Source organism: Streptomyces griseoaurantiacus, assembly GCF_036189845.1.
Classification (GTDB): domain Bacteria; phylum Actinomycetota; class Actinomycetes; order Streptomycetales; family Streptomycetaceae; genus Streptomyces; species Streptomyces griseoaurantiacus.
In genome coordinates this window covers 5442725-5466726 of the sequence record NZ_CP108326.1, presented here as the reverse complement: position 1 = coordinate 5466726, position 24002 = coordinate 5442725, and the positions used below count along the sequence as shown (strand labels likewise).

17 protein-coding genes are annotated in these 24002 nt (G+C 72.9%); 3 read left to right on the top strand and 14 right to left on the bottom strand.

Translation table 11 applies throughout. The features are described 5' to 3' along the window. Positions 1-20: 20 nt before the first annotated feature. From OHB09_RS24400 to OHB09_RS24370, 7 genes are all read right to left on the bottom strand, one after another. Positions 21-1715 (bottom strand): proline--tRNA ligase, encoded by a 1695-nt coding sequence (locus OHB09_RS24400; protein ID WP_093600271.1) that lies wholly within the window; start codon positions 1713-1715, stop codon positions 21-23. A 107-nt stretch (positions 1716-1822) separates the two neighbouring features. After that, on the bottom strand, positions 1823-2389 hold the full coding sequence (locus tag OHB09_RS24395) for a GNAT family N-acetyltransferase (protein ID WP_006139498.1): 567 nt from the start codon (positions 2387-2389) through the stop codon (positions 1823-1825). A gap of 242 nt (positions 2390-2631) precedes the next feature. Continuing rightward, a complete protein-coding gene (locus OHB09_RS24390) occupies positions 2632-3480 on the bottom strand; it encodes a GNAT family N-acetyltransferase (protein ID WP_167796228.1) in 849 nt (282 codons plus the stop codon). A gap of 119 nt (positions 3481-3599) precedes the next feature. Then, a complete protein-coding gene (ispG, locus tag OHB09_RS24385) occupies positions 3600-4757 on the bottom strand; it encodes a flavodoxin-dependent (E)-4-hydroxy-3-methylbut-2-enyl-diphosphate synthase (RefSeq protein ID WP_006139500.1) in 1158 nt (385 codons plus the stop codon). Between the two features lie 267 nt (positions 4758-5024). After that, the gene (locus OHB09_RS24380) at positions 5025-6329 is read right to left on the bottom strand and encodes a M50 family metallopeptidase (RefSeq protein WP_328728317.1); all 1305 of its coding nucleotides are present in this window, start codon (positions 6327-6329) and stop codon (positions 5025-5027) included. Beyond that, positions 6326-7582: a 1-deoxy-D-xylulose-5-phosphate reductoisomerase gene (gene dxr, locus OHB09_RS24375; RefSeq protein WP_167793631.1), complete on the bottom strand. Its 1257-nt coding sequence runs from the start codon at positions 7580-7582 to the stop codon at positions 6326-6328. The genes OHB09_RS24380 and dxr overlap by 4 nt, the downstream gene beginning before the upstream one ends. A 116-nt stretch (positions 7583-7698) precedes the next feature. After that, positions 7699-9654, bottom strand: coding sequence for an acyl-CoA dehydrogenase family protein (locus tag OHB09_RS24370; protein WP_006139504.1), 1956 nt, complete (start codon positions 9652-9654; stop codon positions 7699-7701). A gap of 324 nt (positions 9655-9978) precedes the next feature. Between OHB09_RS24370 and OHB09_RS24365 the strand changes: the two genes are divergently transcribed. After that, a complete protein-coding gene (locus tag OHB09_RS24365) occupies positions 9979-10998 on the top strand; it encodes a LacI family DNA-binding transcriptional regulator (protein WP_006139506.1) in 1020 nt (339 codons plus the stop codon). Positions 10999-11077: 79 nt separating this feature from the next. Here the strand turns inward: OHB09_RS24365 and OHB09_RS24360 are convergent, their stop codons facing one another. The 3 genes from OHB09_RS24360 to OHB09_RS24350 form a co-directional block, all read right to left on the bottom strand. Then, positions 11078-12523 carry an aldehyde dehydrogenase family protein gene (locus tag OHB09_RS24360; protein WP_006139507.1) on the bottom strand — a complete coding sequence of 482 codons (1446 nt, stop codon included), beginning with the start codon at positions 12521-12523 and terminating at the stop codon, positions 11078-11080. A 207-nt stretch (positions 12524-12730) separates the two neighbouring features. Beyond that, positions 12731-14323: a PucR family transcriptional regulator gene (locus OHB09_RS24355; protein WP_328922522.1), complete on the bottom strand. Its 1593-nt coding sequence runs from the start codon at positions 14321-14323 to the stop codon at positions 12731-12733. A gap of 182 nt (positions 14324-14505) precedes the next feature. Continuing rightward, a complete protein-coding gene (locus tag OHB09_RS24350) occupies positions 14506-16977 on the bottom strand; it encodes an ATP/GTP-binding protein (protein WP_328922521.1) in 2472 nt (823 codons plus the stop codon). A gap of 239 nt (positions 16978-17216) precedes the next feature. Here OHB09_RS24350 and gabT point away from each other — a divergent pair, with 239 nt between their 5' ends. Next, entirely contained in the window at positions 17217-18551 is a 1335-nt protein-coding gene (gene gabT, locus OHB09_RS24345; protein WP_093598464.1) for a 4-aminobutyrate--2-oxoglutarate transaminase, read from the top strand. A gap of 398 nt (positions 18552-18949) precedes the next feature. Beyond that, a complete protein-coding gene (locus OHB09_RS24340) occupies positions 18950-19546 on the top strand; it encodes a phosphatase PAP2 family protein (protein WP_328728320.1) in 597 nt (198 codons plus the stop codon). A 26-nt stretch (positions 19547-19572) separates the two neighbouring features. Here OHB09_RS24340 and OHB09_RS24335 read toward each other — a convergent pair whose 3' ends face one another. Genes OHB09_RS24335 through OHB09_RS24320 form a run of 4 tightly spaced genes read right to left on the bottom strand, consistent with a single transcriptional unit; the run spans position 19573 to position 24002 of the window. Then, entirely contained in the window at positions 19573-21021 is a 1449-nt protein-coding gene (locus tag OHB09_RS24335; RefSeq protein ID WP_328728322.1) for an NAD(P)/FAD-dependent oxidoreductase, read from the bottom strand. Between the two features lie 45 nt (positions 21022-21066). Then, complete coding sequence (locus OHB09_RS24330) at positions 21067-21876, bottom strand: ABC transporter permease (RefSeq protein WP_006139514.1); 810 nt, start codon at positions 21874-21876, stop codon at positions 21067-21069. After that, positions 21877-22806 carry an ABC transporter permease gene (locus OHB09_RS24325; RefSeq protein ID WP_093598473.1) on the bottom strand — a complete coding sequence of 310 codons (930 nt, stop codon included), beginning with the start codon at positions 22804-22806 and terminating at the stop codon, positions 21877-21879. Then, positions 22803-24002 (bottom strand): ABC transporter ATP-binding protein, encoded by a 1200-nt coding sequence (locus tag OHB09_RS24320; protein WP_167793626.1) that lies wholly within the window; start codon positions 24000-24002, stop codon positions 22803-22805. The genes OHB09_RS24325 and OHB09_RS24320 overlap by 4 nt, the downstream gene beginning before the upstream one ends.

Genomic DNA, 24002 nt, shown 5'->3' with positions numbered 1-24002 from the left:
CCTCCGCCCCCTTCGCCGCGCTACGCGGTCAGGCGGGCGATCGCCTCTTCCACCGTCAGTTCCTCGCGCTCACCGGTGCGGCGGTCCTTGAGCTCGACCACGCCCTCGCCCGAGCGCCGGCCGGCCACCAGGATCTGCGGCACGCCGATCAGTTCCGCGTCCGTGAACTTCACGCCGGGCGAGACCCCGGGACGCTCGTCCACCAGCACGCGCACCCCGGCCGCCGCCAGCTTCTCGGACACGTCGAGGGCGAGTTCGGTCTGCAGGGCCTTGCCGGCCGCCACGACGTGCACGTCGGCCGGGGCGATCTCCTTGGGCCAGTACAGCCCCTGCTCGTCCGCGTGCTGCTCGGCCAGCGCCGCGACCGCGCGGGAGACGCCGATGCCGTAGGAGCCCATCGTCACGCGGACCGGCTTGCCGTTCTGCCCCAGCACGTCGAGCTGGAAGGTGTCCGCGTACTTGCGGCCGAGCTGGAAGATGTGGCCGATCTCGATGGCACGGTCCAGCTTCAGTCCGGTGCCGCACTTCGGGCAGGGGTCGCCCTCCTCGACGACGACCACGTCGAGGTACTGGTCGACCTCGAAGTCCCGCCCGCAGACGACGTTCCGCGCGTGCGTGTCCTGCTTGTTGGCGCCGGTGATCCACGAGGTGCCGGGGGCGACGCGGGGGTCGGCGAGGTAGCGCACCTTCTCCAGGCCCTGCGGGCCGACGTACCCGCGGACGAGGTCGGGGCGGCCCTCGAAGTCCTCGGCGGTGACCAGTTCGACGACTGCCGGGGCCAGGTGCTCGCCGAGCTTGCCGAGGTCCACCTCCCGGTTCCCGGGCACGCCCACGGCGACGATCTCGCCGTCCACCTTCACCAGCAGGTTCTTCAGGGTGGCCGAGGCCGGCACGCCGAGCAGCTCGGCGAGGGACTCGATGGTCGGGGTGTCGGGGGTGTCGAGTTCCTCGGCGGCCGGGTGCGCGGCGCCCTCGACCGGCGTCAGCGCGAAGGTGACGGCCTCGGTGTTGGCGGCGTAGTCGCAGTTCGGGCAGTCCACGAAGGTGTCCTCGCCGGCCGCGGCCGGGGCCAGGAACTCCTCGGAGGCGGAGCCGCCCATCGCGCCGGAGACGGCGGAGACGATCCGGTAGTCGAGGCCGAGGCGCGCGAAGATCTTCTGGTACGCCTCGCGGTGCAGCCGGTAGGACTCGGCGAGCCCCTCGTCGGTGGTGTCGAAGGAGTAGGAGTCCTTCATCTGGAACTCGCGGCCGCGCAGCACGCCGGACCGGGGACGCGCCTCGTCCCGGTACTTGGTCTGGATCTGGTAGAGCATCACCGGCAGGTCCTTGTACGAGGAGACCTGGTCCTTGACCACGAGGGTGAAGATCTCCTCGTGCGTCGGGCCGAGCAGGTACTCGCCGCCCTTGCGGTCCTTCAGGCGGAACAGCAGGTCGCCGTACTCCTCCCAGCGCGCGGAGGCCTCGTACGGCTCCTTGGGCAGCAGGGCCGGGAGCAGCACCTCCTGGGCGCCGATGGCGTCCATCTCCTCGCGCACCACGCGGGAGACGTTGTCGAGCACCTTCTTGCCGAGCGGCAGCCAGCTCCAGATGCCGGCCGAGTTGCGGCGGACGTAGCCGGCACGGACGAGGAGCTTGTGGCTGAGCGTCTCCGCGTCCGCCGGGTCGTCACGCAGTGTCTTGACCAACAAACGTGACATGCGCTGGACCTGGGCCATGGTTCTCGACTCCTGCTGAAGGGGATCCCCCGCCCGGACGGGGCCCGGGAATGGGGGAGGGCGATGGCCACGAGGTTAGCCGGGAGCCCTGTGCGGGCGGTAATCGGTTAACGGCGGCGCAGCGGCAGGGGGGCTCCCATCACCGCGTACGGCTTGGGGGCGCTGGGGAAGAGGACGCGCCGGGCCAGGTCCTGGTAGCCCAGGGACCGGTACAGCCCGCGGGCGGGGCTGTCGATGTCGATCGCCGAGAGGATGGACCGCGGCTGTTCGGCACTGTCGGTGATCGTGGTGATGAGGCGGCGGCCGATCCCCCGGTTCTGGTGGTCGGGGTGGACGTGCAGCTCGGTGATGACGAAGGAGTCGTCGAGCCAGCCCTCGTTGCCCTCGCGGTGCAGATACGGCTCGACGACGGTGGACCACCAGTGGGCGCGGTCGTTGGGCATGCCGTAGACGAAGCCGACGAGGCGGCCGCGGAGGGTGGCGCCGAGGGCGCGGGCTCCGGGGCTGGTCATGTGCCGCAGCACGATCTGCCGGCGCACGGCGATCTCGTCGGGGTCGAGCCCGAAGGCGACGGCCTGCACGGCGAGGGCCTCGTCCACGCGGGCGGCGAGGTCCAGCGGGCCGATGACGACGTCGTCGGGGCGGCGGTGGCCCTGACCGGGAAAGCGGAGCATGCCCCGGAGCGTACCCGGGCGGCTCTGAGGGCTGTCCCGTAATGCCTGGTGGATCAGCGTGCGGCGTCAGATGCGGTGCATCGCAAGGCGGAGGGGCGTCCGCATACTGGATGTATGCGGACGTTCCGACAACGCGGCGTGGGGGTACCCCCGGCCGGAGGCTGGGGGAGTGCCGTAGCTGTCGTCGCACGCCCGCCGGGGATTGCGGGACAGCGCTTAGGCGGAAGACTCCCGCCGGCTCCTCAGAACAGCACGCTCATGAACTCGCCGACCTCGTGGAAGCCCACCTTGCGGTAGGTCGCCCGGGCCGCGGTGTTGAAGTCGTTGACGTAGAGGCTGGCCACGGGGGCGACGTCGGCGAGCGCGTAGCGCAGTACCGCGGCCATGCCGGGGGCGGCGAGGCCCCGGCCCCGGTACTCGGGGGCCACCCAGACGCCCTGGATCTGGCAGGCCTGCGGGGTGGCGGCGCCGATCTCGGCCTTGAAGACGACCTTGCCGTCCTGGTCGAGGCGGGCGAAGGAGCGGCCCGCGCCGACGAGTTCGGCGACCCGGGCCTGGTAGAGGAGTCCGCCGTCGCCGGCCAGCGGGGAGACGCCGACCTCCTCGGTGAACATCGCCACGCACGCCGGGAGAATCGTTTCCATCTCGTCCTTGCGGACGCGGCGGACGTAGGGGTCGGGGGTGACGTCCGCGGGGAGCCGGTCGGTGACCATGAGGGGCTGGTGGGCGCGGACCTCGCGGGCCGGGCCCCAGCTCGGTTCGAGCAGCCGCCAGAGCTGGGCGGTGGCCTCGGCGGGGCCCACGACGGAGGAGCAGCGGCGGCCGCTGCGGCGGGCGCGGTCGGCGAAGGCGCGGACGGCCCGGGGGGTGGCGCACAGGGGCACCAGGTTGGCGCCCGCGTAGCAGAGTGAGGTGAGCATCCCGTCCTCGTACCAGCCCCACATCTCGCCGCCGAGCCGCCAGGGGTCGAGCCCGGCGACGTGGACGCGGGAGGTCACGAAGGCGTTCGCGACCGGCTCGCGGTCCAGGACGGCGAGCGCGGCCTCCAGGTCCTTCGGTTCGAGGACGCGGGTGGTCGTCTGCGTCAACACGTGCGGATGCCTCACCCTTGGATCTGCTGATTTTCGCACTGTACCTGGCGGGTATGTGCGACGCCGCCCGGTGGTGCTCGCCCCCGGGCGGCGTGCGGTCGGCCGCTGTCCGGCGCCGGTCAGCCGGCGACGGTGACGGCGGGCTCGCCGGAGGCGGTGCCGTCCTTCTCCATCTGCTCGGCCAGCTTCATGGCCTCGTCGATGAGGGTCTCCACGATCTTCGACTCCGGCACGGTCTTGATGACCTCGCCCTTGACGAAGATCTGCCCCTTGCCGTTGCCCGAGGCCACGCCGAGGTCCGCCTCACGGGCCTCACCGGGACCGTTCACGACACAGCCCATGACCGCCACCCGCAAAGGCACCTCCATGCCCTCCAGCCCGGCGGTGACCTCCTCCGCCAGCTTGTACACATCCACCTGCGCACGACCGCAGGACGGACAGGACACGATCTCCAGACCGCGCTCCTTCAGACCGAGGGACTCCAGGATCTGCAACCCGACCTTGACCTCCTCCGCCGGCGGAGCCGACAGCGAGACCCGGATCGTGTCACCGATGCCCTGCGACAGCAGCGCACCGAACGCCACCGCCGACTTGATCGTCCCCTGGAACGCCGGACCCGCCTCCGTCACCCCCAGGTGCAGCGGATACTCGCACGCCTCCGCCAACTGCCGGTACGCCTCGATCATCACCACCGGGTCGTTGTGCTTCACCGAGATCTTGATGTCCCGGAAACCGTGCTCCTCGAACAGCGACGCCTCCCACAACGCCGACTCCACCAGGGCCTCCGGCGTCGCCCTGCCGTACTTCTGCAGCAGCCGGCGGTCCAGCGAACCCGCGTTCACCCCGATACGGATCGGCGTCCCGTGGTCCTTCGCCGCCCGCGCGATCTCCTTCACCTTGTCGTCGAACTGCTTGATGTTGCCCGGATTCACCCGCACCGCCGCACAACCCGCCTCGATCGCGGCGAACACGTACTTGGGCTGGAAGTGGATGTCCGCGATCACCGGGATCTGCGACTTCCGCGCGATCGTCGCCAGCGCGTCCGCGTCGTCCTGCGTCGGACACGCCACCCGCACGATCTGACAGCCCGACGCCGTCAACTCCGCGATCTGCTGCAACGTGGCACCGATGTCGGACGTCCGGGTCGTCGTCATCGACTGCACGGAGACGGGCGCGTCCCCGCCGACCGGCACGGTTCCGACCTGGATCTGCCGGCTCTTGCGGCGTTCGGCGAGTTTGGTCGGAACGGACGGCATGCCGAGAGAAATCGCAGTCATCTGCTGTGCAACCCCAAGTCGTGGATCACCAAGGTGCGGATCCGCGTCGGGGCGGGGCCGGTCCTGTCCGTGCCGGGCCGGTCACATCCGATCCGGTACGGTCCGTTCCGGTCCCGGAGCGACGGGATCCAGACCCCGAGATTACGGCACGCCCGGGCGCGCGAGCACATCAGCGTCGGTAAACCCACCCTTCGGATGGCGGCCGGGCACCAGGAGTGCCCGGCCGTTCCGCCGTCCGGTCCACCGGCCCTCGCGGACGCGTGACGGCTAAGAGATCTTGACCGGGTTGACGACGTCCGCGACCAGCACCAGCGCGGTGAAGCAGAGGAAGATCCCCGCCACCACGTACGCCACCGGCATCAGCTTGGCCACGTCGAACGGGCCCGGGTCGGGGCGGCGCAGGACGCGGGCCAGGTTGCGGCGCAGCGACTCCCACAGGGCGCCCGCGATGTGCCCGCCGTCGAGCGGGAGCAGCGGGAGCATGTTGAACAGGAACAGCGAGAGGTTGAACCCGGCCACGAGGAGCAGCATCATCGCGATCTGCTGGGAGGGCGGGATGTCCAGGGTGAACACCTCGCCGCCGACCCGGGCCGCGCCGACCACGCCCATCGGGGAGTCCGCGTCGCGCGGTCCGTCGCCGAAGGCGGCGTCCCACAGGGCGGGGATCTTGCCGGGCAGGGCGATGAGCGACTCGACGCCGTTCTCCATCATGTCGCCCATGCGGTCGACGGACTGGCCGAAGGACTGCTGGACGATGCCGGTGGCGGGGGTGAAGCCGAGGAAGCCGGCGTACACGTACTCGCCCTGGACGTAGGCGCCGTCCGAGTCGGTCTTGCTGACCTGGTTCCTGATGAGGTGGGCCTTGAGGTCGATCTGCCGGCCCTCGCGCTCGACCGTGAGGGCGACGTCCTCGCCGGGGTGGTCGCGGATGTCGTTCTGCAGGACCGACCAGTCGGTGATCCTGGTGCCGTTGAAGCCGACGATTCTGTCGCCGGGCTGGAGACCGGCGGCCTTCGCGGGCGCGGCGGGGTCGTCCTTCGCGCACTTGGTGCGGTTCTCGCTCTGCTGGATGACGCAGTCGGAGATCTTGCTGACGGTGGTCGTCTGGTCCTGGACGCCGAAGGTCATCATCACGCCGAGGAACACCGCGACCGCGAGGATGAGGTTCATGAAGGGGCCGGCGAACATCACGATGACCCGCTTCCACGGGGCGCGGGTGTAGAACAGCCGCTTCTCGTCGCCGGGCTGGAGTTCCTCGAAGGACTGCTCGCGGGCGTCCTCGATCATGCCGCGCCACGGGGAGGTGGAGCGGGCCTCGACCCGGCCGTCGGGCCCGGGCGGGAACATGCCGATCATGCGGATGTAGCCGCCGAGCGGGACCGCCTTGATGCCGTACTCGGTCTCGCCCTTCTTCCGCGACCACACGGTCGGGCCGAAGCCGACCATGTACTGCGGGACGCGGATGCCGAACATCTTGGCCGTCGAGAGGTGGCCGAGCTCGTGCCAGGCGATGGAGATCAGCAGCCCGACCGCGAAGACGACTATGCCGAGGATCATCATCAGTGTCGTCATGCACGGGCCTCCGCGGTCGCCGTCTGTGCTGTCAGTTCCCTGGCCCGGGCGCGCGCCCAGGTCTCCGCCTCGAGGACGTCCGCGACGGTCAGGGAAGTTCCCGTGCGCGGCGTGCCGTGTTCCTCGACCACCCTCGTGACCGTCTCCATGATGGCGTTGAACGGCAGGGTGCCGGCGAGGAACGCGTCGACGCACTCCTCGTTCGCGGCATTGAACACCGCCGGGGCCGTGCCCGCGAGTTCGCCGACGTGCCGGGCGAGGCCGACGGAGGGGAAGGCCTCGGTGTCCAGAGGAAAGAACTCCCAGGTCGAGGCCTTGCTCCAGTCGAATGCGGGCGCCGCGTCCGGCACCCGTTCGGGCCAGCCGAGACCCACGGCGATCGGCCCCCGCATGTCGGGGGGAGTCGCCTGCGCGAGCGTGGACCCGTCCGTGAACTCAACCATCGAGTGAACATACGACTGGGGATGCACGACCACCTCAATCCGAGCGAAGGGAATGTCGTAGAGGAGGTGCGCCTCGATCACCTCCAGCCCCTTGTTGACGAGCGTCGCCGAGTTGACGGTGATGACCGGGCCCATCGCCCACGTGGGGTGGGCGAGCGCCTCCGCCGGGGTGACGTGGGCCAGCTCCGCCCTGCTGCGGCCCCGGAAGGGCCCTCCGGAGGCCGTGACGACGAGCTTGCGCACGTCGGCGCGCGTGCCGGAGGCGAGCGCCTGGAAGAGCGCCGCGTGCTCCGAGTCGACCGGGATGATCTGACCCGGCCTGGCGAGCGCCTTCACCAGCGGCCCGCCCACGATGAGCGACTCCTTGTTGGCGAGCGCGAGGGTGCGGCCCGCCTCGAGGGCGGCGAGGGTCGGGGCGAGGCCGATGGACCCGGTGATGCCGTTGAGCACGGTGTGGCAGGCGGAGCGGGCCAGCTCGGTGGCCGCCTCCGCCCCGGCGAGCAGCTCGGGCAGCGGCTCCCCGGCCCCGTACCGCTCGGCCAGGGCCTCGCGCAGCGCCGGTACGGCGTCCTCGCGGGCGACGGCGACGGTGCGCACCCTGAGGCGGTGGGCCTGCTCGGCGAGCAGTGCGACCCGTCCGCCGGCGGCGGACAGGCCGGTCACCCGGAACCGGTCGGGGTGGCGCAGCACGAGGTCGATGGCCTGGGTGCCGATCGAGCCGGTGGAGCCGAGGATCACGACATCCCGTACTCCGTCGACGGGGTCGAAGACGAGATGCGGATCGGCGAGGGGGGCTGGACTGTCGCTCATCCCCCCATTGTGGCCGCACCGGCCGCCCGGCAGGACACCGCGCCCCGCGAGGGCGCGGGCCGTGCCGCGGGCGGCCGCGCCGCGGGGCGCGCGGTGCCCCGCGGCACGGGGGCCGGTCAGCGCAGCGGCCTGCGCACGTTCTCCCTGTTCGAGGGCCCCGGTGTGGCGTCCGCGATCCAGGGGCCTTCTCCCGAGGGGTCGACGACGCCCTCCTCCAGCCACTCGTACGCCCCGGAGAGCACCTGCTTGACCACGCGCCGGTCCAGTTCGTCGGTGTTGGTCCACAGGCGGCCGAAGAGCTCCTCGACGCGCAGCCGGGCCTGCCGGCAGAAGGCGTCGGCGAGCTGGTAGGCCTCCCTGCCGTGCTCGCCCTCCGCGCGCAGCCGTTCGGCGCGGACACACGCGGCGCTCATCGCGAAGAGTTCCGCGCCGATGTCCACGATGCGCCCGAGGAAGCCCTGCTTGGTCTCCATGCGGCCCTGCCAGCGGGACATCGCGTAGAACGTGGAGCGGGCGAGCTTGCGCGCGCCGCGCTCGACGTACCGCAGGTGCGGTGACAGGTCCAGGTGCCCCGCCGGGTGGAACTCGGCGTAGGAGCGCGGCAGTTGGCCTGGGCCCGCGACCAGTTTGGGCAGCCACTTGGCGTAGAAGACACCGGCGTTCGCGCCCGCCCTCGCCTTGTCGGACAGGGACTTGTCCGGATCGATGAGGTCGCCGGCGACCGAGAGGTGCGCGTCCACGGCCTCCCGGGCGATCAGCAGGTGCATGATCTCGGTCGAGCCCTCGAAGATGCGGTTGATGCGCAGGTCGCGCAGCATCTGCTCGGCGGGCACGCCGCGTTCGCCGCGGGCGCGCAGCGAGTCGGCGGTCTCGAAGCCCCGGCCGCCGCGGATCTGGACGAGCTCGTCGGCCATCAGGCAGGCCATCTCGGAGCCGTACAGCTTGGCGAGAGCGGCCTCGATGCGGATGTCGTTGCGGTCCTCGTCGGCCATCTGGCTGGCGAGGTCGACGACGGCCTCCAGGGCGAAGCTCGTCGCGGCGATGAAGGAGATCTTCGCGCCGACCGCCTCGTGGTACGCCACCGGGCGCCCCCACTGCTCGCGGACGGAGGACCATTCGCGGGCGATCTTCAGACACCACTTGCCGGCGCCCGCGCACATGGCGGGCAGCGAGAGCCGGCCGGTGTTGAGGGTGGTCAGCGCGATCTTCAGGCCGGCGCCCTCGGGGCCGATGCGGTGGGCGGCGGGCACCCTGACCCGGTGGAAGCGGGTGACGCCGTTCTCCAGTCCGCGCAGGCCCATGAAGGCGTTGCGGTTCTCGACGGTGATGCCCTCGGAGTCGGCCTCCACGACGAAGGCGGTGATGCCGCCCTTGTGCCCCTCGGAGGCGGGCACCCGGGCCATCACCACGAGCAGGTCGGCGACGACCCCGTTGGTGGTCCACAGCTTCACGCCGTCGAGCACGTAGTCCTCGCCGTCCGGGACCGCCCGGGTGGCCAGGCGGGCCGGGTCGGAGCCGACGTCGGGCTCGGTCAGCAGGAAGGCGGAGATGTCGGTGCGGGCGCAGCGCGGGAGGAAGCGTTCCTTCTGCTCCTCGGTGCCGAACATCTTCAGCGGCTGGGGCACGCCGATCGACTGGTGCGCGGAGAGCAGCGCGCCGATCGCCGGGCTCGCCGAACCGGCCAGCGCGAGCGCCTTGTTGTAGTACACCTGGGTGAGGCCCAGGCCGCCGTACTTGGTGTCGATCTTCATGCCGAGGGCGCCGAGTTCCTTGAGGCCGCGCACGGTCTCGTCGGGGATGCGCGCCTCGCGTTCGATGCGGGCGGAGTCGACCTCGCTCTCGCAGAACGCGCGGAGGCGGGCGAGGAACTCCTCGCCCCGGGCGGTGGCCTCGGGCGTGGGGGTGGGGTGCGGGTGGATGAGGTCGAGGCGGAAGCGGCCGAGGAAGAGTTCCTTGGCGAAGCTCGGTTTGTGCCAGTCCTTCTCCCGGGCGGCCTCCGCCACGCGGCGGGCCTCGGCCTCGGTGACGGTGGGGGACGGCGTGGGGGTGGAGGTGGTGGGTGCTGCGGACATGAGGGGCACCTCGCCGCGAAGTGGGGGTGGGTACGGGGTCCGTCGGGACGGGGCGTCCCGAGGGGACGTACCGCCGGGACGTCGAACCGGGACGTGGGGTCCGGAATCGGTGGTGCGGGGCTACTCGATCGTATGTACCCGGTTTGTCGGGTGGGCACCAGCGGGGTGGGCCGGTGGAGGGTCGCGTCAGGGCCCGTCGAAGCGCTTCGACGTGTTTGCGCGCTTATGGACTTGCTTGATCCAGGCGGTTATGGTCGTGGCAGGTCAACCGCATCGCTCCCCCGTTTCGCTTGGTCGAAGCGCTTCACCTCACTGGAGGACCGGATGGTCACCCTCGCCGAGGTCGCCCAGCATGCCGGAGTCTCGGCGAGCACGGTGAGCTACGTCCTGAGCGGCAAGCGGTCGATCTCCGCCGCGACCCGGCAGCGGGTCGAGGAGTCCATCCGCGAGCTGGGCTACCACCCGAACGCCGGGGCGCGGGCCCTGGCGAGCAGCCGGTCGAACATCATCGCGCTGATGGTCCCGCTGCGCACCGACATGTACGTGCCGGTGATGATGGAGATCGCCATCGCGGTCGCCACCACCGCCCGCGCCCACGGCTACGACGTGCTGCTGCTGACCGGCGAGGAGGGTCCGGACGCGGTGCGGCGGGTCACCGGCAGCGGGCTCGCGGACGCCATGATCCTCATGGACGTCGAACTGGACGACGAGCGGCTGCCCCTGCTGCGCGCCTCCGGTCAGCCCTCGGTGCTCATCGGGCTCCCCGCCGACGCGACCGGGCTGACCTGCGTCGACCTAGACTTCACCGCCACGGGCGCGCTGTGCGTGGAGCACCTCGCGATGCTCGGGCACCGCGACATCGCGGTCGTCGGCGAGGCGGCGGCCGTCTACGAACGGCACACCGGCTTCGCGGAGCGCACCCTGGAGGGGCTGCGCACCCGCGCGGGCGAGCTGGGGATGCGGCTGCTGCACCGGCCGTGCGAGGGCGGCTACGACGCGATGGCCGTGACGCTGGCGCGGATCTTCGACGAACGGCCGGACACCACGGGCTTCGTGGTGCAGAACGAGTCCGCGGTGGAGCCGCTGCTGGCCCTGCTGCGGCAGCGCGGTCTGGCCGTCCCGGAGGACGTCTCGGTCGTCGCCGTCTGCCCGGACCAGGTCGCCGTGCAGGCCTCGGTGCGGCTGACGGCCGTCGCCGTACCGGCGCAGGAGATGGGCCGCAGGGCGGTGGACCGCCTGGTCGCCAAGTTGGAGGGGCGCGGCGAGGACGAGGTGGTGCTGCTCGCGCCCGAGTTGTCGGTGCGGGCCAGCACCGGTCCGGCGCCCTCCGCCGCCCGGCACTGAGCGCGGCCCGGCGGCGCACCGGCGCGCCGCGAGGGCCCGGCGGGCGGCCGCCGGGCCCTCGCGGTGTGCGGGAGTGGGCTCAGAGGGCGAGGCCGGTGAGGACCAGGACCCGCTCGTAGGTGTAGTCCTCCATCGCGAAGCGCACGCCCTCGCGCCCGACGCCGGACTGCTTGACGCCGCCGTAGGGCATCTGGTCGGCGCGGTAGGAGGGCACGTCGCCGATGACCACGCCGCCGACCTCCAGGGCGCGGTGGGCGCGGAAGGCGGTCTGAAGGTCGTGGGTGAACACGCCTGCCTGGAGGCCGTACTCGGAGTCGTTGACGGCGGCGAAGGCCTCGGCCTCGCCCTCCACCCGCCGCACGGTGAGGACCGGCCCGAAGACCTCCTCCCGGGCGAGCGTGGCGTCGGCGGGTACGCCGGTGAGGACGGTCGGGGCGTAGGAGGCGCCCTCGCGCTTGCCGCCGGTGTGCAGGGTGGCCCCGCCCTCGACGGCCTCCTGGACCCACGCCTCGACGCGCCGGGCGGCGTCCTCGCTGACCAGCGGGCCGACGTCGGTCGCGTCCTGCGAGGGGTCGCCGGTGGCCTGGGCCTCCACGGCGGCGACGAGGCGCGGCAGCAGCCGATCGTACACGGCGGCGTCGGCGATCACGCGCTGCACGGAGATGCAGGACTGGCCGCCCTGGTAGTTGGAGAAGGTGGCGATGCGCTGCGCGGCCCGGTCGAGGTCCTCCTCGCTCGCCCAGTCGGCGAGGACGACGGCCGCGCCGTTGCCGCCGAGTTCCAGGGTGCAGTGCTTGCGCGGCACCGAGTCCATGATCGCGTAGCCGACCTTGTCGGAGCCGGTGAAGGAGATGACCGGCAGCCGCTCGTCCTGGACGAGGGCGGGCATGCGGTCGTTGGGCACCGGCAGGACGCTCCAGGAGCCGGCGGGCAGCTCGGTCTCGGCGAGCAGCTCGCCGAGGACCAGCGCGGACAGCGGGGTGGCGGGGGCCGGCTTGAGGATGATCGGGGCGCCGGCGGCGAGGGCCGGGGCGACCTTGTGGGCGCACAGGTTGAGCGGGAAGTTGAAGGGGGCGATGCCGAGGACGGCGCCCTTGGGGAAGCGGCGGGTCAGGGCGAGCCGGCCCTGGCCGCCGGCGTCGGTGTCCAGGCGCTGGGCCTCGCCGCCGTTGAAGCGGCGGGCCTCCTCGGCGGCGAACCGGAACACGGAGACGGCGCGGCCGACCTCGCCGCGGGCCCACTTGACCGGCTTGCCGTTCTCGGCGGTGATCAGCCGGGCGATCTCCTCGGTCCGCTCGGCGAGCCGTCGGGCGACGTGGTCGAGGGCGGCGGCGCGCACGTGGGCGGGGGTGGCGGCGAACTCGTCCCGGACGGCGTGGGCGGCGGCGACGGCCTCCTCGACCTGGGCCCCGGTCGGCAGGGAGACGGTGCCGACGAGCCGGCCGTCCCAGGGGGAGGTGACGTCGAGGGTCTGCTCGCCGGTGGCCTGGCGGCCGGCGAGCCAGAAGGCGTGGGTGGAGGTCATGGGGCGGGGCGCCTGCCTTCCGGGTCGGGGATGCGGGCCCTTTCGGGGCCTGTCGTCGGGGCTCCACGGTAGGGCGCGGCGGGCCGGGGGTCGTTTGTCCACGGTGGCGGGGTCGGGGCGCGCGACAGGCCGGATCGGCGCGGGCGCACGGCCCTTCGACCGTCCGGTCCGTGCGGAGGGGTCCGGGGAGGGGGCGGGGAGGGGTTCTCAGTCCTCGGCCGCGGAGGTCGCCTTGAGCGCGAGCCACAGCTCCATGCGGACGTCCGGGTCGTCCAGGGAGCGGCCGAGGATCTCCTCCACCCTGCGCATCCGGTAGCGCAGGGTGTGCCGGTGCACCCCGAGGTCCGCCGCCGCGGCGTCCCACTGGCCGTGCCGGGAGAGCCACGCCCGGAGCGAGGCCACCAGGTCACCGCGCCCCGTCGCGTCGTGCTCGCGCAACGCCCGCAGGAGCCCGTCGGCGAAGGCACGCACGGCCTCGTCGGCGAGGAGCGGCAGGACGGATCCGGTGGCCATCCGGTCGTGCTCCACGAGCACCCGCCCGCGCCGGCGTGCCACCGACAGGGCCTGTTCGGCCTGCCGGTAGGCACCCCCCGCGGCGGTCGGTCCGGCCGGGCCGGACAGCCCCATCACCAGGTCCTCACCGCTCCCCGTGCCGGCGGCCGGTTCCCGGGCCGCCGCGTACTCCGCGCAGGCCCGGCCGGCCGCCCCGTCGTCCACGGTGAGGACGACGAGCCGTCGGCCCCCGGTGCCCTCCGGCACCACGAGCACCGGTTCGCCGGCCCGCGCGGCGGCCGATTCGGCGGCCTCGGCGAGGCCGCCCAGCGGATCGCCCTCGCCCTCGGCGGTGTCCCCGGGCGTCTCGGCGAGGAGCAGCCGGAAGGGGGCGTCGAGCAGGGCGCCGTAGAGGTCCCCGGCGACCGCCCGGGCGTGGTCGGGCTCCCCGGCGAGCAGCATGCGCAGCACGGCCGCGCCGATGCGCTGCTCCGCGAGGTGCAGTGAGCCGGAGCGCTCGGTGAGGAGGGTGAGCAGGGCGACGGCCGAATGCACGGCGTAGCGCTCGGCGGTGCCGGGCGCGGCGGCGGTGCCCACGGCGAGGGCGGCGCGCGGGCGGCGTCCGGTGCCGAGGCTGTGCAGCTCGACGCGGTCCTCGCCGTTGCCCTGGCCGCCGGTGACGACGGAGCTGGCGGGCGCGGGCCGCTCCCGCAGCCGTTCGACGTCGGTGGTGAGCCGGGCCGCGCGCCGTCCGGCCCACTCGGGCGCGGCGGCGACGACGGCCCCGGAGGCGTCGTACAGGGCGGCCCACCCGTCGACCTGGCCGGCGAGCGCGGCGAGCAGTCCCTCGGGGCCGGTGCCGAGCGCCTGCCGGGTCAGCTCGCGCTGGGCGGCGAAGCCGGCGGTGACGGCGCGGTACTGGTCGGCGGCTATGGCCGCGGAGACGGCCTTGCTGATGGCGAGGAAGGGGGTGCGGCGGGGCACCTCGAGGAGCGGCAGTCCCGCCTCCCGGGCGGCGTCGACCAGGGCCTCGGGTATGTCCTCGTAGTTGACCCCGACCGCGAAGCCGAGTCCCACGACGCCGGCGCCGACCAGCCGTCCGACGTACCGGCGCATGACCTCGGGGTCCTCGGCGTCCAGTTTGAGGGCGGTGATCAGCAGCAGTTCCCCGCCCTCCATGTAGGGGACGGGGTCGGCGAGCTCGCTGGCGTGCGCCCATCGCACGGGGGCGTCGAGCCGGTCCTCCCCCGCGCGCACGGTCAGCTTGAGCGCGGAGTGATGGACGAGCGAGGCGAGCGTGGGCGGCATGGGGCCTTCCGTCGGGTCTGCGGACGGCGGGCGCGGGACGCGGGGGTGCCGCGGTGCGCGGTGCGCGAAGGTGGCCGCACTGTATGAACGGCCACCTTCGATTCTGCCTCACCGTAGGGGTGCCGGGCGGCCGAACGTACGTTCCACCGGCCGGTGGTCCCTGCGCACGGCGGACGGCGTGCTCAGGCCCGCAGGTCGACCAGCAGGGGCGGCGTGTGCCGGCCCTCGACGTCGATCAGCGAGAGCACCGCGTGCCCGGGCGGCACCGCCTGCGTCAGTTCCGAGGCCGACCACCGCTCGCGCTCGACCTGGCGCACGGTGACCGCGTCCGTGGTGACCGCCCGGCCCGTCATCAGCTTGCGCAGTTTGTGGATCGCCCGGGTCATCGGCTGGTCGGCGAAGACGGTGTGCTTGGCGACCTCCGTCGTCTCCACCCATTCGGTGCCCCAGGTCTGCGCGAACCGGCTGCCGTCCCAGGTGGTGACCCCGCAGAAGGCCATGCGGCAGCCGACCGCCCCGTACAGCGGACCGTGCAGGGCCTCGGGGACGTCGCCGATGGTGCGCAGGGTGAGCAGGACGCCCGCGTTCTGCGAGCGCAGCCGCTGGATGCGGCGCACCGACTCGGTGGTGATCGTCCCCGTGGCGTCGTCCAGGACCAGGCAGGCGAAGTGCGCGCGCCGGGTCCGGACGACGGCGTGGAACTGGGCGAGGACGAGCCGGGTGATCAGCCGGCAGGCCTCCTCGTGGCCGCGCTCGGGCAGGTCGATCCGCACCCGCAGGGGGTGGTGCGCCAGCGCGCGCAGGGAGAACGGGCGGCCGGGCCCGCCGCCGCCGAAGAAGTCGGCGAACAGCGGACGGTTCAGCAGCGAGAGGCGGTCGGCCAGCGCCCGGCCCGGGTCGCCGTGCCGACCCGTCTGCCGCAGGCGTGCCTCGAGTTCGCGGCGCATGAGCTCGTTGCCGCTCGCGGCGAGCGCCTCCCGCAGCGAGTTCAGCGCGCTCTCCTCCCCCTCCAGCAGTTCGCGCAGCTCGGGCAGGGTGGGGAAGCGGCCGTGCACCGCGTGGAAGGGGCCGAGGAGCTGGGCCAGCGCGGTGCCGGCGCTCTGCGCGCTCACCGTCTCCAGGTCGCCCACCAGTGCCTCGGCGAGGAATTCGGCCGCCTCGTCGGGGTCCTCGGTCTCGGCGTAGGGGTCGAGGTCGTGCACCGAGGAGGGGTCGCCGACGCGGACGATCACGTCGAAGGAGTCGTCGGCGCCGAGCGGGTTCCCCGCCGCGGAGACGGCGACGACGGCGCAGGACCCGGTGAGCGCCTGCAGCGCGAGCGCCTCGGTGACCGGTTCGACCAGGGTGCGGGTCTTGCCGGCGCCGGAGGGGCCGACGGCGAGCAGCGAGGTGCCGAGCACGTCCGGGCCGAGGGCGGCCCCGGCCTCCCGGTAGGAGTGCGGGGTGCGCTCGGACTCCGCCCAGCGGCCGATCCGCACCTGGCCGGTGAGCAGGTCGTGCCGGGCGGTGCGGCGGGGCAGGTCCCGGGCGCCGGACGGGTGCGTGGCGGCCGCGCCGCCCCGGCGCAGCACGCCGTCGCGGAAACCGCCCAGTGCGGCCTCGCGCCGGGCGCTCTCGAAGGCGCGCTCGACGCGGACGCAGTCGACGTCGTTCATCCGGCCGCCGGTGACCTCGGCGGTGAGCAGGTCGGCGAGGTCGTGCTGGCCCGCCTCCCGCAGCAGGGGCCAGTGGGAGCGGGGGCGCTCGGCCGGCCCGGCGCCGGGGGCGGCGGCCTCGGGTCCCTGCCGGTCGAGCAGCTCGCGCGCGTAGGCACGCCAGTTCCCGAGGCGGGCGAAGGGCCACACGACGAGCAGGGTGACGACCGTGTAGAGCGTGTAGGTGAACAGGGTGGAGGCCATCAGGTCGTAGCTGTCGGTGAACAGCACGAACAGGGAGAGCAGCGGGTCGACGACCGGCACGGCGGACCAGCCGACGACGGGGAAGGCCTCCGGGAAGACGAGGCTGAGGGCGAAGAGGGCGAGACCGGCGGAGGCCAGGACGCGTACCGGCGGGGACAGGCGGTCCATGTAGTGGCGCAGGATGGCGCGCCAGCTCCCGAGCATGGCCACCGCGCACACGAGCAGGCCGAAGAAGACGCCGTCGGCGACCACCAGGTAGTGCTCGCCGGGGAGGACCCCCGGGCTCCAGCCCTCGACCGGCCGGGGCGAGGACACCGTGAGCGGCCACCACCAGTCGTTCGGGGAGAACATCCGCAGGATGGTGCCCTTGTACGGCAGGTAGCCGCGCTCCCACAGCGACCAGACGCCGAGGGCCAGCACCAGCGGGATCAGCAGGCCCGCGATCGTCACCGGGGTGATCTTCTCCGGGGCCTCCTTCGGGCGGTGGCCGAGGCGCCAGACGCCGGGACGCGCGGCCGGCCGGTCCTCGTCGAGCCAGGCGGCGACGGCGGAGGGGGCGCCGCCGGGGGCCTGCGCGGGGACGGGCGGCACGCCCGGCGCGGTGCCGGGCCGCGGGGGCACACCCGGCGCGGTGCCGGAGTACGGGGGCGCACCCGGTGCCCGGCCCGGCGGCGGGGGCACGCCCGGCGGCCCCGCCGGGCGCGGTACGGGATGGGCATGAGTGCCCCGCGCGTCCTGGGTACCGTCGCTGTCCATGACCCTTGCCCCCTGGGTAGCCGCTCCATCCACCATCAGCACGTCAATCTAACGCCCCGACAGGTGCGGGCCACCGCTCACACCGCCGGGCCCGCGGCCATGTCCACCACGGACAACGGTCCGCGCGGAAAACGCCCACATGGAGCATGCCCACCTTTCCGCCCCGGACCTAGCCTGCGGGAGGACGCGCCACGCGTCCGCACCCCGCCCGTCGGAGCAAGACCATCCGGGAGCCCCCCATGACCGCACTTCCGCAGGAACGCCACCTCGCCACGGCCGTCCCCGGCCCGAAGTCGCAGGAGCTGCAGGCCCGCCGCACGGCCGCGGTGGCCCGGGGCGTGGGCTCCACCCTGCCCGTCTTCGTCACCCGGGCCGGCGGCGGCATCATCGAGGACGTCGACGGCAACCGTCTGATCGACTTCGGTTCCGGCATCGCCGTCACGAGCGTCGGCGCCTCCGCCGAGGCCGTGGTGCGCAGGGCGTCCGCGCAGCTCGCCGACTTCACCCACACCTGCTTCATGGTCACGCCCTACGAGGGGTACGTCGCCGTCGCCGAGGCGCTCGCCGAGCTGACCCCGGGCGAGCACGCCAAGAAGTCGGCGCTGTTCAACTCCGGTGCCGAGGCCGTGGAGAACGCCGTCAAGATCGCGCGGGCCCACACCAGGCGGCAGGCCGTCGTCGTCTTCGACCACGGCTACCACGGCCGCACCAACCTCACGATGGCGCTGACCGCGAAGAACATGCCGTACAAGCACGGCTTCGGCCCCTTCGCCCCCGAGGTGTACCGGGTGCCGGTGGCCTACGGCTACCGCTGGCCGACCGGCCCGGAGAACGCGGGCCCCGAGGCGGCCGCGCAGGCCATCGACGAGATCAGCAAGCAGGTGGGCGCGGACAACGTGGCCGCGATCATCATCGAGCCGGTGCTGGGCGAGGGCGGCTTCATCGAGCCCGCCAAGGGCTTCCTGCCCGCGATCCGGCAGTTCGCCGCGGACAACGGCATCGTCTTCGTCGCCGACGAGATCCAGTCCGGCTTCTGCCGCACCGGCCAGTGGTTCGCCTGCGAGGACGAGGGCATCGTCCCGGACCTGATCACCACCGCCAAGGGCATCGCGGGCGGCCTGCCGCTCGCCGCCGTCACCGGCCGCGCCGAGATCATGGACGCCGCGCACGCGGGCGGCCTCGGCGGCACCTACGGCGGCAACCCGGTCGCCTGCGCGGGCGCGCTCGGCGCGATCGAGACGATGAAGGAGCTCGACCTCAACGCGCGGGCCAAGGAGATCGAGGCGGTCATGAAGGCCCGTCTCACCGCGATGGCCGAGAAGTACGAGGTCATCGGCGATGTCCGCGGCCGGGGCGCGATGATCGCGATCGAGCTGGTCAAGGATCGCGCCACCAAGGAGCCGGACGCCGCGACGACCGCCGCGCTGGCCAAGGCCTGCCACGCCGAGGGTCTACTGGTCCTGACCTGTGGCACTTACGGCAACGTGCTGCGCTTCCTGCCGCCGCTCGTCATCGGCGAGGAACTGCTGAACGAGGGCCTCGACATCATCGAGCAGGCGTTCGCGCGCATCTGATCCACGATGCGCACGTCTGTCGAGCCCGCGTCGACGTCCGTGAAGAACGTGTGCAAGGTGGATGGCGTCCCCGCGTTCCGGGTGCCGCGAGGCCCCCGGCTGCCGTAGGTTCTCCCCAGATGAAGGAAACACCCCGTCCACAGGGCACTGTGGGCGAGTCCCGGCCGTGGCCCTCCCGGCTTCGACCTGGTCGTGCCCTCGCGCACACACCCGGGGCCCCCGGCTCCGGATCTCCTCACCGATCGGATGGCCGCTCGTCCCACACCCCCCGGGACGGGCGGCACACCGGTCCGGACGGCCGGCCCGGAACCTCCCCCCCCTGTTCCGGGCCGGCCTCTCTCCTTCCCCCCTCCCCGGCCCCGTCCAGGGCGCGTTTCCTCGCGCTGCTCGCCGTCCCGGTGGCCCTCCTCACCCTCCTGACCTGGCAGGTTCTCGCCGACGGCCCCCTGCTGCGCGTCGACGCCAGGCTCAGCCGGGCGCTGGTGCGGCCCGGTCGTCCCGCCGAACTCCTCTCCGATCTCGGCAACGTCCAGGTCGCCGTCCCGGTGCTGGCGCTCTGCGCGGGATGGGCCGCGTGGCGGTACCGCGCCACTGGTACAGACCGGTGGTGGGGACCGCCCGGGGCGGCGCTGTTCCTGATCGCGCTGGTGCCGGCGGTCGTCGTCCCGCTGAAGAACTGGACGGCCCGGCCCGGCACACCGGCGGTGCCGCCGGGGACGGGCTACTACCCCTCGGGGCACACGGCGACGGCGCTCGTCGCGTACGGGGCGGCGGCGCTGCTGCTGCTCCCGCTGCTCACCGCGCGGTGGGCCCGCGCCGCGGTCCTCACCGGGTGGCTCGCCCTGACGCTGGGCGTCTCCTTCGGGCTGGTGCGGCGGGGGTACCACTGGCCGGTGGACGTGGTGGCGAGCTGGTGCCTGGGGGCGGTGCTGCTGATGGTGTTCGCGCGGGTCGTACGCCGCCTCCGGCGTCCGGAGGGCGGGACCCCTCGGTGACCCCGTGCCGCTGAGGCTTCGCCGCCTCAGCTGTCGAAGCCCAGCCCCAGCCGGTCCATCGCGCGCAGCCACGCGTTGCGCCGTCCCCCCTCCTCGTCCGCCCGCGCCAGCGACCACTTCGTCAGCGTGATGCCCGCCCAGGCGAACGGCTCGGGCGGGAACGGCACCGGCCGGCTGCGCACCATCTCCAGCGAGGTCCGCTCGGTGCGCTCCCCCGCCAGCAGGTCCAGCATCACCTGCGCCCCGAACCGGGTCGCGCCCACGCCGAGCCCGGTGTAGCCGGCGGCGTACGCGACCCGGCCCCCGTGGGCCGTGCCGAAGAACGCCGAGAAGCGGGAGCAGGTGTCGATGGCGCCGCCCCAGGCGTGGGTGAAGCGGAGCCCTTCGAGCTGCGGGAAGCAGGTGAAGAAGTGCCGGGCCAGCCGGGCGTACGTCTCGGGGCGGTGCTCGTACTCGGCGCGCACCCGGCCCCCGTAGGGGTAGACGGCGTCGTAGCCGCCCCACAGGATCCGGTTGTCGGCGGTGAGCCGGAAGTAGTGGAACTGGTTGGCGCTGTCCCCGAGCCCTTCCCGCCCGGCCCAGCCGACGGAGGCGAGCCGGCCGGGATCGAGCGGTTCGGTCGTCAGGGCGTAGTCGTAGACGGGCACGGTGTACGGCCGCACCCGGCGCACCAGGCTGGGGAAGACGTTGGTGCCGAGCGCCACCCGCCGGGCGCGCACCGACCCGTAGGGGGTGCGCACGGCCATCCCCGCGCCGTACCGGCGCAGGGTGAGCGCGGGCGTGTGCTCGTACACGCGGACGCCCGCGGCGAGGCAGGCCCGCTTCAGCCCCCAGGCCAGTCGGGCCGGGTCGAGGAGGGCGACCCCGCGCGGGTCGTACAGGCCGCCGAGGAAGGTCGGTGAGTCGACCCGGGCCCGCACCCGGTCCGCGTCCAGGTACTCGACGCCCTCGTCCAGGCCGTGGCGGCGGGCCTCCTCGTGCCGGGCGCGCAGTTCGGCGGTCTGGTGCGGGGCGGTGGCGACGTCGATCTCGCCGGTGCGCGCGAAGTCGCAGTCGAGGCCGTACCGGGTGACGGCCTCCTCGATCTCGTCGAGGTTGCGTGCCCCCAGTTTTTCCAGCGTGCGGATCTCGCGCGGCCAGCGGGCCAGGCCGTTGGCGGTGCCGTGGGTGAGGGAGGCGGCGCAGAAGCCGCCGTTGCGCCCGGAGGCGGCCCAGCCGGTCTCGCGGCCCTCCAGCAGGACGACGTCCCGGCCGGGGTCGCGTTCCTTGGCGAGCAGCGCGGTCCACAGTCCGCTGTAGCCTCCGCCGACCACGAGCAGGTCGCAGCTCTCCGCGGCGGTGAGCGCGGGTTCGGGGTCCGGGCGGTCCGGGTCGTCGAGCCAGTACGGGAGGGGCCGGGCACCGGCGAGGGACCGGGTCCAGGGGCCGGTGGCGCCGGGGGGCTCGGCGTTCCGGTGCGTGGTGCCGGGGGCCATGGCGTCACCTTCCTGCGGGGGGCGGGGTCGTCGTCGGGGCGCGGGTCAGCCGGTGCGGCGCCTGCGTCGGTTGCCCACGGCCATCGCGCCCAGCACGCACACCACGGCGAGGAGGAACATGGCGGTGCCGATGACGTTGATCTGTACGGGTGTGCCGCGCTGGGCGGAGCCCCAGACGAACATGGGGAACGTGACGGTGGAGCCCGCGTTGAAGTTGGTGATGATGAAGTCGTCGAAGGAGAGCGCGAAGGCGAGCAGCGCGCCGGCGGCGATGCCGGGGGCGGCGATGGGCAGGGTGACCCGCAGGAAGGTCTGCGCGGGCCCGGCGTAGAGGTCCTGCGCGGCCTGTTCCAGCCGGGGGTCCATCGACATCACGCGGGCCTTGACGGCGGTGACGACGAAGCTCAGGCAGAACATGATGTGGGCGATGAGGACGGTCCAGAAGCCGAGCTGGGCGCCCATGTTGAGGAACAGGGTGAGCAGCGAGGCGCCCATCACGACCTCGGGCATGGCCATCGGCAGGAAGATCAGCGAGTTGATGGGGCCGCGCGCCCGGAACCGGTAGCGGACCAGCGCGAAGGCGATCATCGTGCCGAGCACGGTGGCGCCGAGGGTGGCCCACACGGCGATCTGCAGGCTGAGGGAGAGCGAGCCGCACATGCCGGCGACGCCGCACGGCTGCCGCCAGGCCTCGGTGGAGAACTCCTGCCAGGCGTAGTTGTAGCGGCCCCTCGGCCGGTTGAAGGAGAAGACGGTGACGACGACGTTGGGCAGCAGCAGGTAGCCGAGGGTGAACAGTCCGGCGAGGACGACGAGGTTGCGCCTGAGCCAGCGCAGGGGGGTCTTGAGGGGCATCTAGACCAGATCCTCCGTCCCGGACCGTCGGATGTAGAGGGTGACCATGATCAGGATGGCGGCCATCAGCAGGAACGACAGGGCGGCCGCCGTCGGGTAGTCCAGGATGCGCAGGAACTGGCTCTGGATGACGTTGCCGATCATCTGGGTGTTGGTGGAGCCGAGCAGTTCGGAGTTGACGTAGTCGCCGCTGGCCGGGATGAACGTGAGCAGGGTGCCGGAGACGACCCCGGGCATGGACAGTGGGAACGTCACCCTGCGGAAGGTGGTGAGGGGGGTGGCGTACAGGTCGCCGGCCGCCTCGTGCAGCCGTCCGTCGATCCGCTCCAGCGAGGTGTACAGCGGCAGGATCATGAACGGCAGGAAGTTGTACGTCAGTCCGCACACCACGGCCAGCGGGGTGGCCAGCACCCGGTGGCCGTCGGTCATGCCGAGCCAGTTGGTGACGGACAGCACGTGCAGCGAGTCGAGGGCGCCGACGACGGGGCCGCCGTCGGCGAGGATCGTCTTCCAGGCGAGGGTGCGGATCAGGAAGCTGGTGAAGAAGGGGGCGACGACGAGGATCATCACCAGGTTGCGCCAGCGGCCCGCCCGGAAGGCGATGAGGTAGGCGAGGGGGTAGCCGAGCACCAGGCAGAGCACGGTGGCGGACCCGGCGTAGAGCACCGAGCGCAGGAACTGCGGCCAGTACGCGTGGAGCGCGTCCCAGTAGGCCGCGAAGTGCCAGGTGACCTTGTAGCCCTCCTCCAGCGAGCCGGTCTGCACGGAGGTGGAGGCCTGGTAGACCAGCGGCAGCGCGAAGAAGACCAGCAGCCACAGGATGCCGGGGAGCAGCAGCCAGTAGGGCGTCCGGCGGCCCCGGCGGCGCGGGGGCCGTTCGGCGGCCGGCGCCGGGGCGAGCGGCGGCGGCGCCTCGGTGAGGGTGCTCATCGGGCGCCCGTCCCTTCGCCGCCGGCCGCCGCGTCCTCGGCCGTTCCGGCGAGCGGGGACTGGGCGGCGTCGAGCCCGAAGGTGTGCGCGGGGTTCCAGTGCAGGACGACCTCGGCGCCGGGCACGAGGCGGGGGTCGCGGTCGATGTTCTGGGCGTAGACCTCGAAGTCGGGGCAGACGGGGCTGTCCACGACGTACTGGGTGGAGACGCCGATGAACCCGGCGCTCGTGATGCGGCCGGTGACGCGGTTGCGGCCGTCCGGGATCGTGTCCGCGTCCTCGGCGTGGGTCAGGGAGATCTTCTCCGGGCGGACCCCTACGAGCACCTCGCCGCCGGTCGTGGTGGGCGCGGAGCAGCGGGCGCGGGGCAGGACGAGTGTGCAGGCACCGGCCTCGACCACGAGGTCCTCGCCGGTGACGGAGTCGGTGCGCGCGGTGAGGAGGTTGGAGGTGCCGAGGAAGTTGGCGACGAAGGTGGTGCGCGGGTTCTCGTAGAGGTCGGTGGGCGGGCCGAGCTGTTCGACCCGTCCGGCGTTCATCACGGCGACCGTGTCGGCCATCGTCATGGCCTCCTCCTGGTCGTGCGTGACGTGCACGAAGGTGATGCCGACCTCGGTCTGGATGCGCTTGAGTTCGAGCTGCATCTGACGGCGCAGCTTGAGGTCGAGGGCGCCGAGGGGTTCGTCGAGGAGGAGCACCTTGGGGTGGTTGATGAGCGCGCGGGCGACGGCGACGCGCTGCTGCTGGCCGCCGGAGAGCTGGTGCGGCTTCTTGCGCGCCTGCTCGCCGAGCTGGACGAGGTCCAGCATCTCCCCCACCTGCTTCTTCACGCTTCTGATGCCGCGGCGGCGCAGGCCGAAGGCCACGTTCTCGAAGATGTCGAGGTGCGGGAAGAGGGCGTAGGACTGGAAGACGGTGTTGACCGGCCGCTTGTACGGCGGCAGATGCGTGACCTCCTGCTCGCCGAGGTGCACGGTGCCGCTGCTCGGCTCCTCCAGGCCCGCGATCATCCGCAGGGTGGTGGTCTTGCCGCAGCCGGAGGCGCCGAGGAGGGCGAAGAAGGAGCCCTCGGGGACGGTCAGGTCGAGCGGGTGGACGGCGGTGAAGGACCCGTAGGTCTTGCCTATGCCGGTCAGCCGGACGTCGCCGCGCTCGCCGGTCCTCCTGGTGGCCGCCGTGGTCGTCGTGGTGGTCAT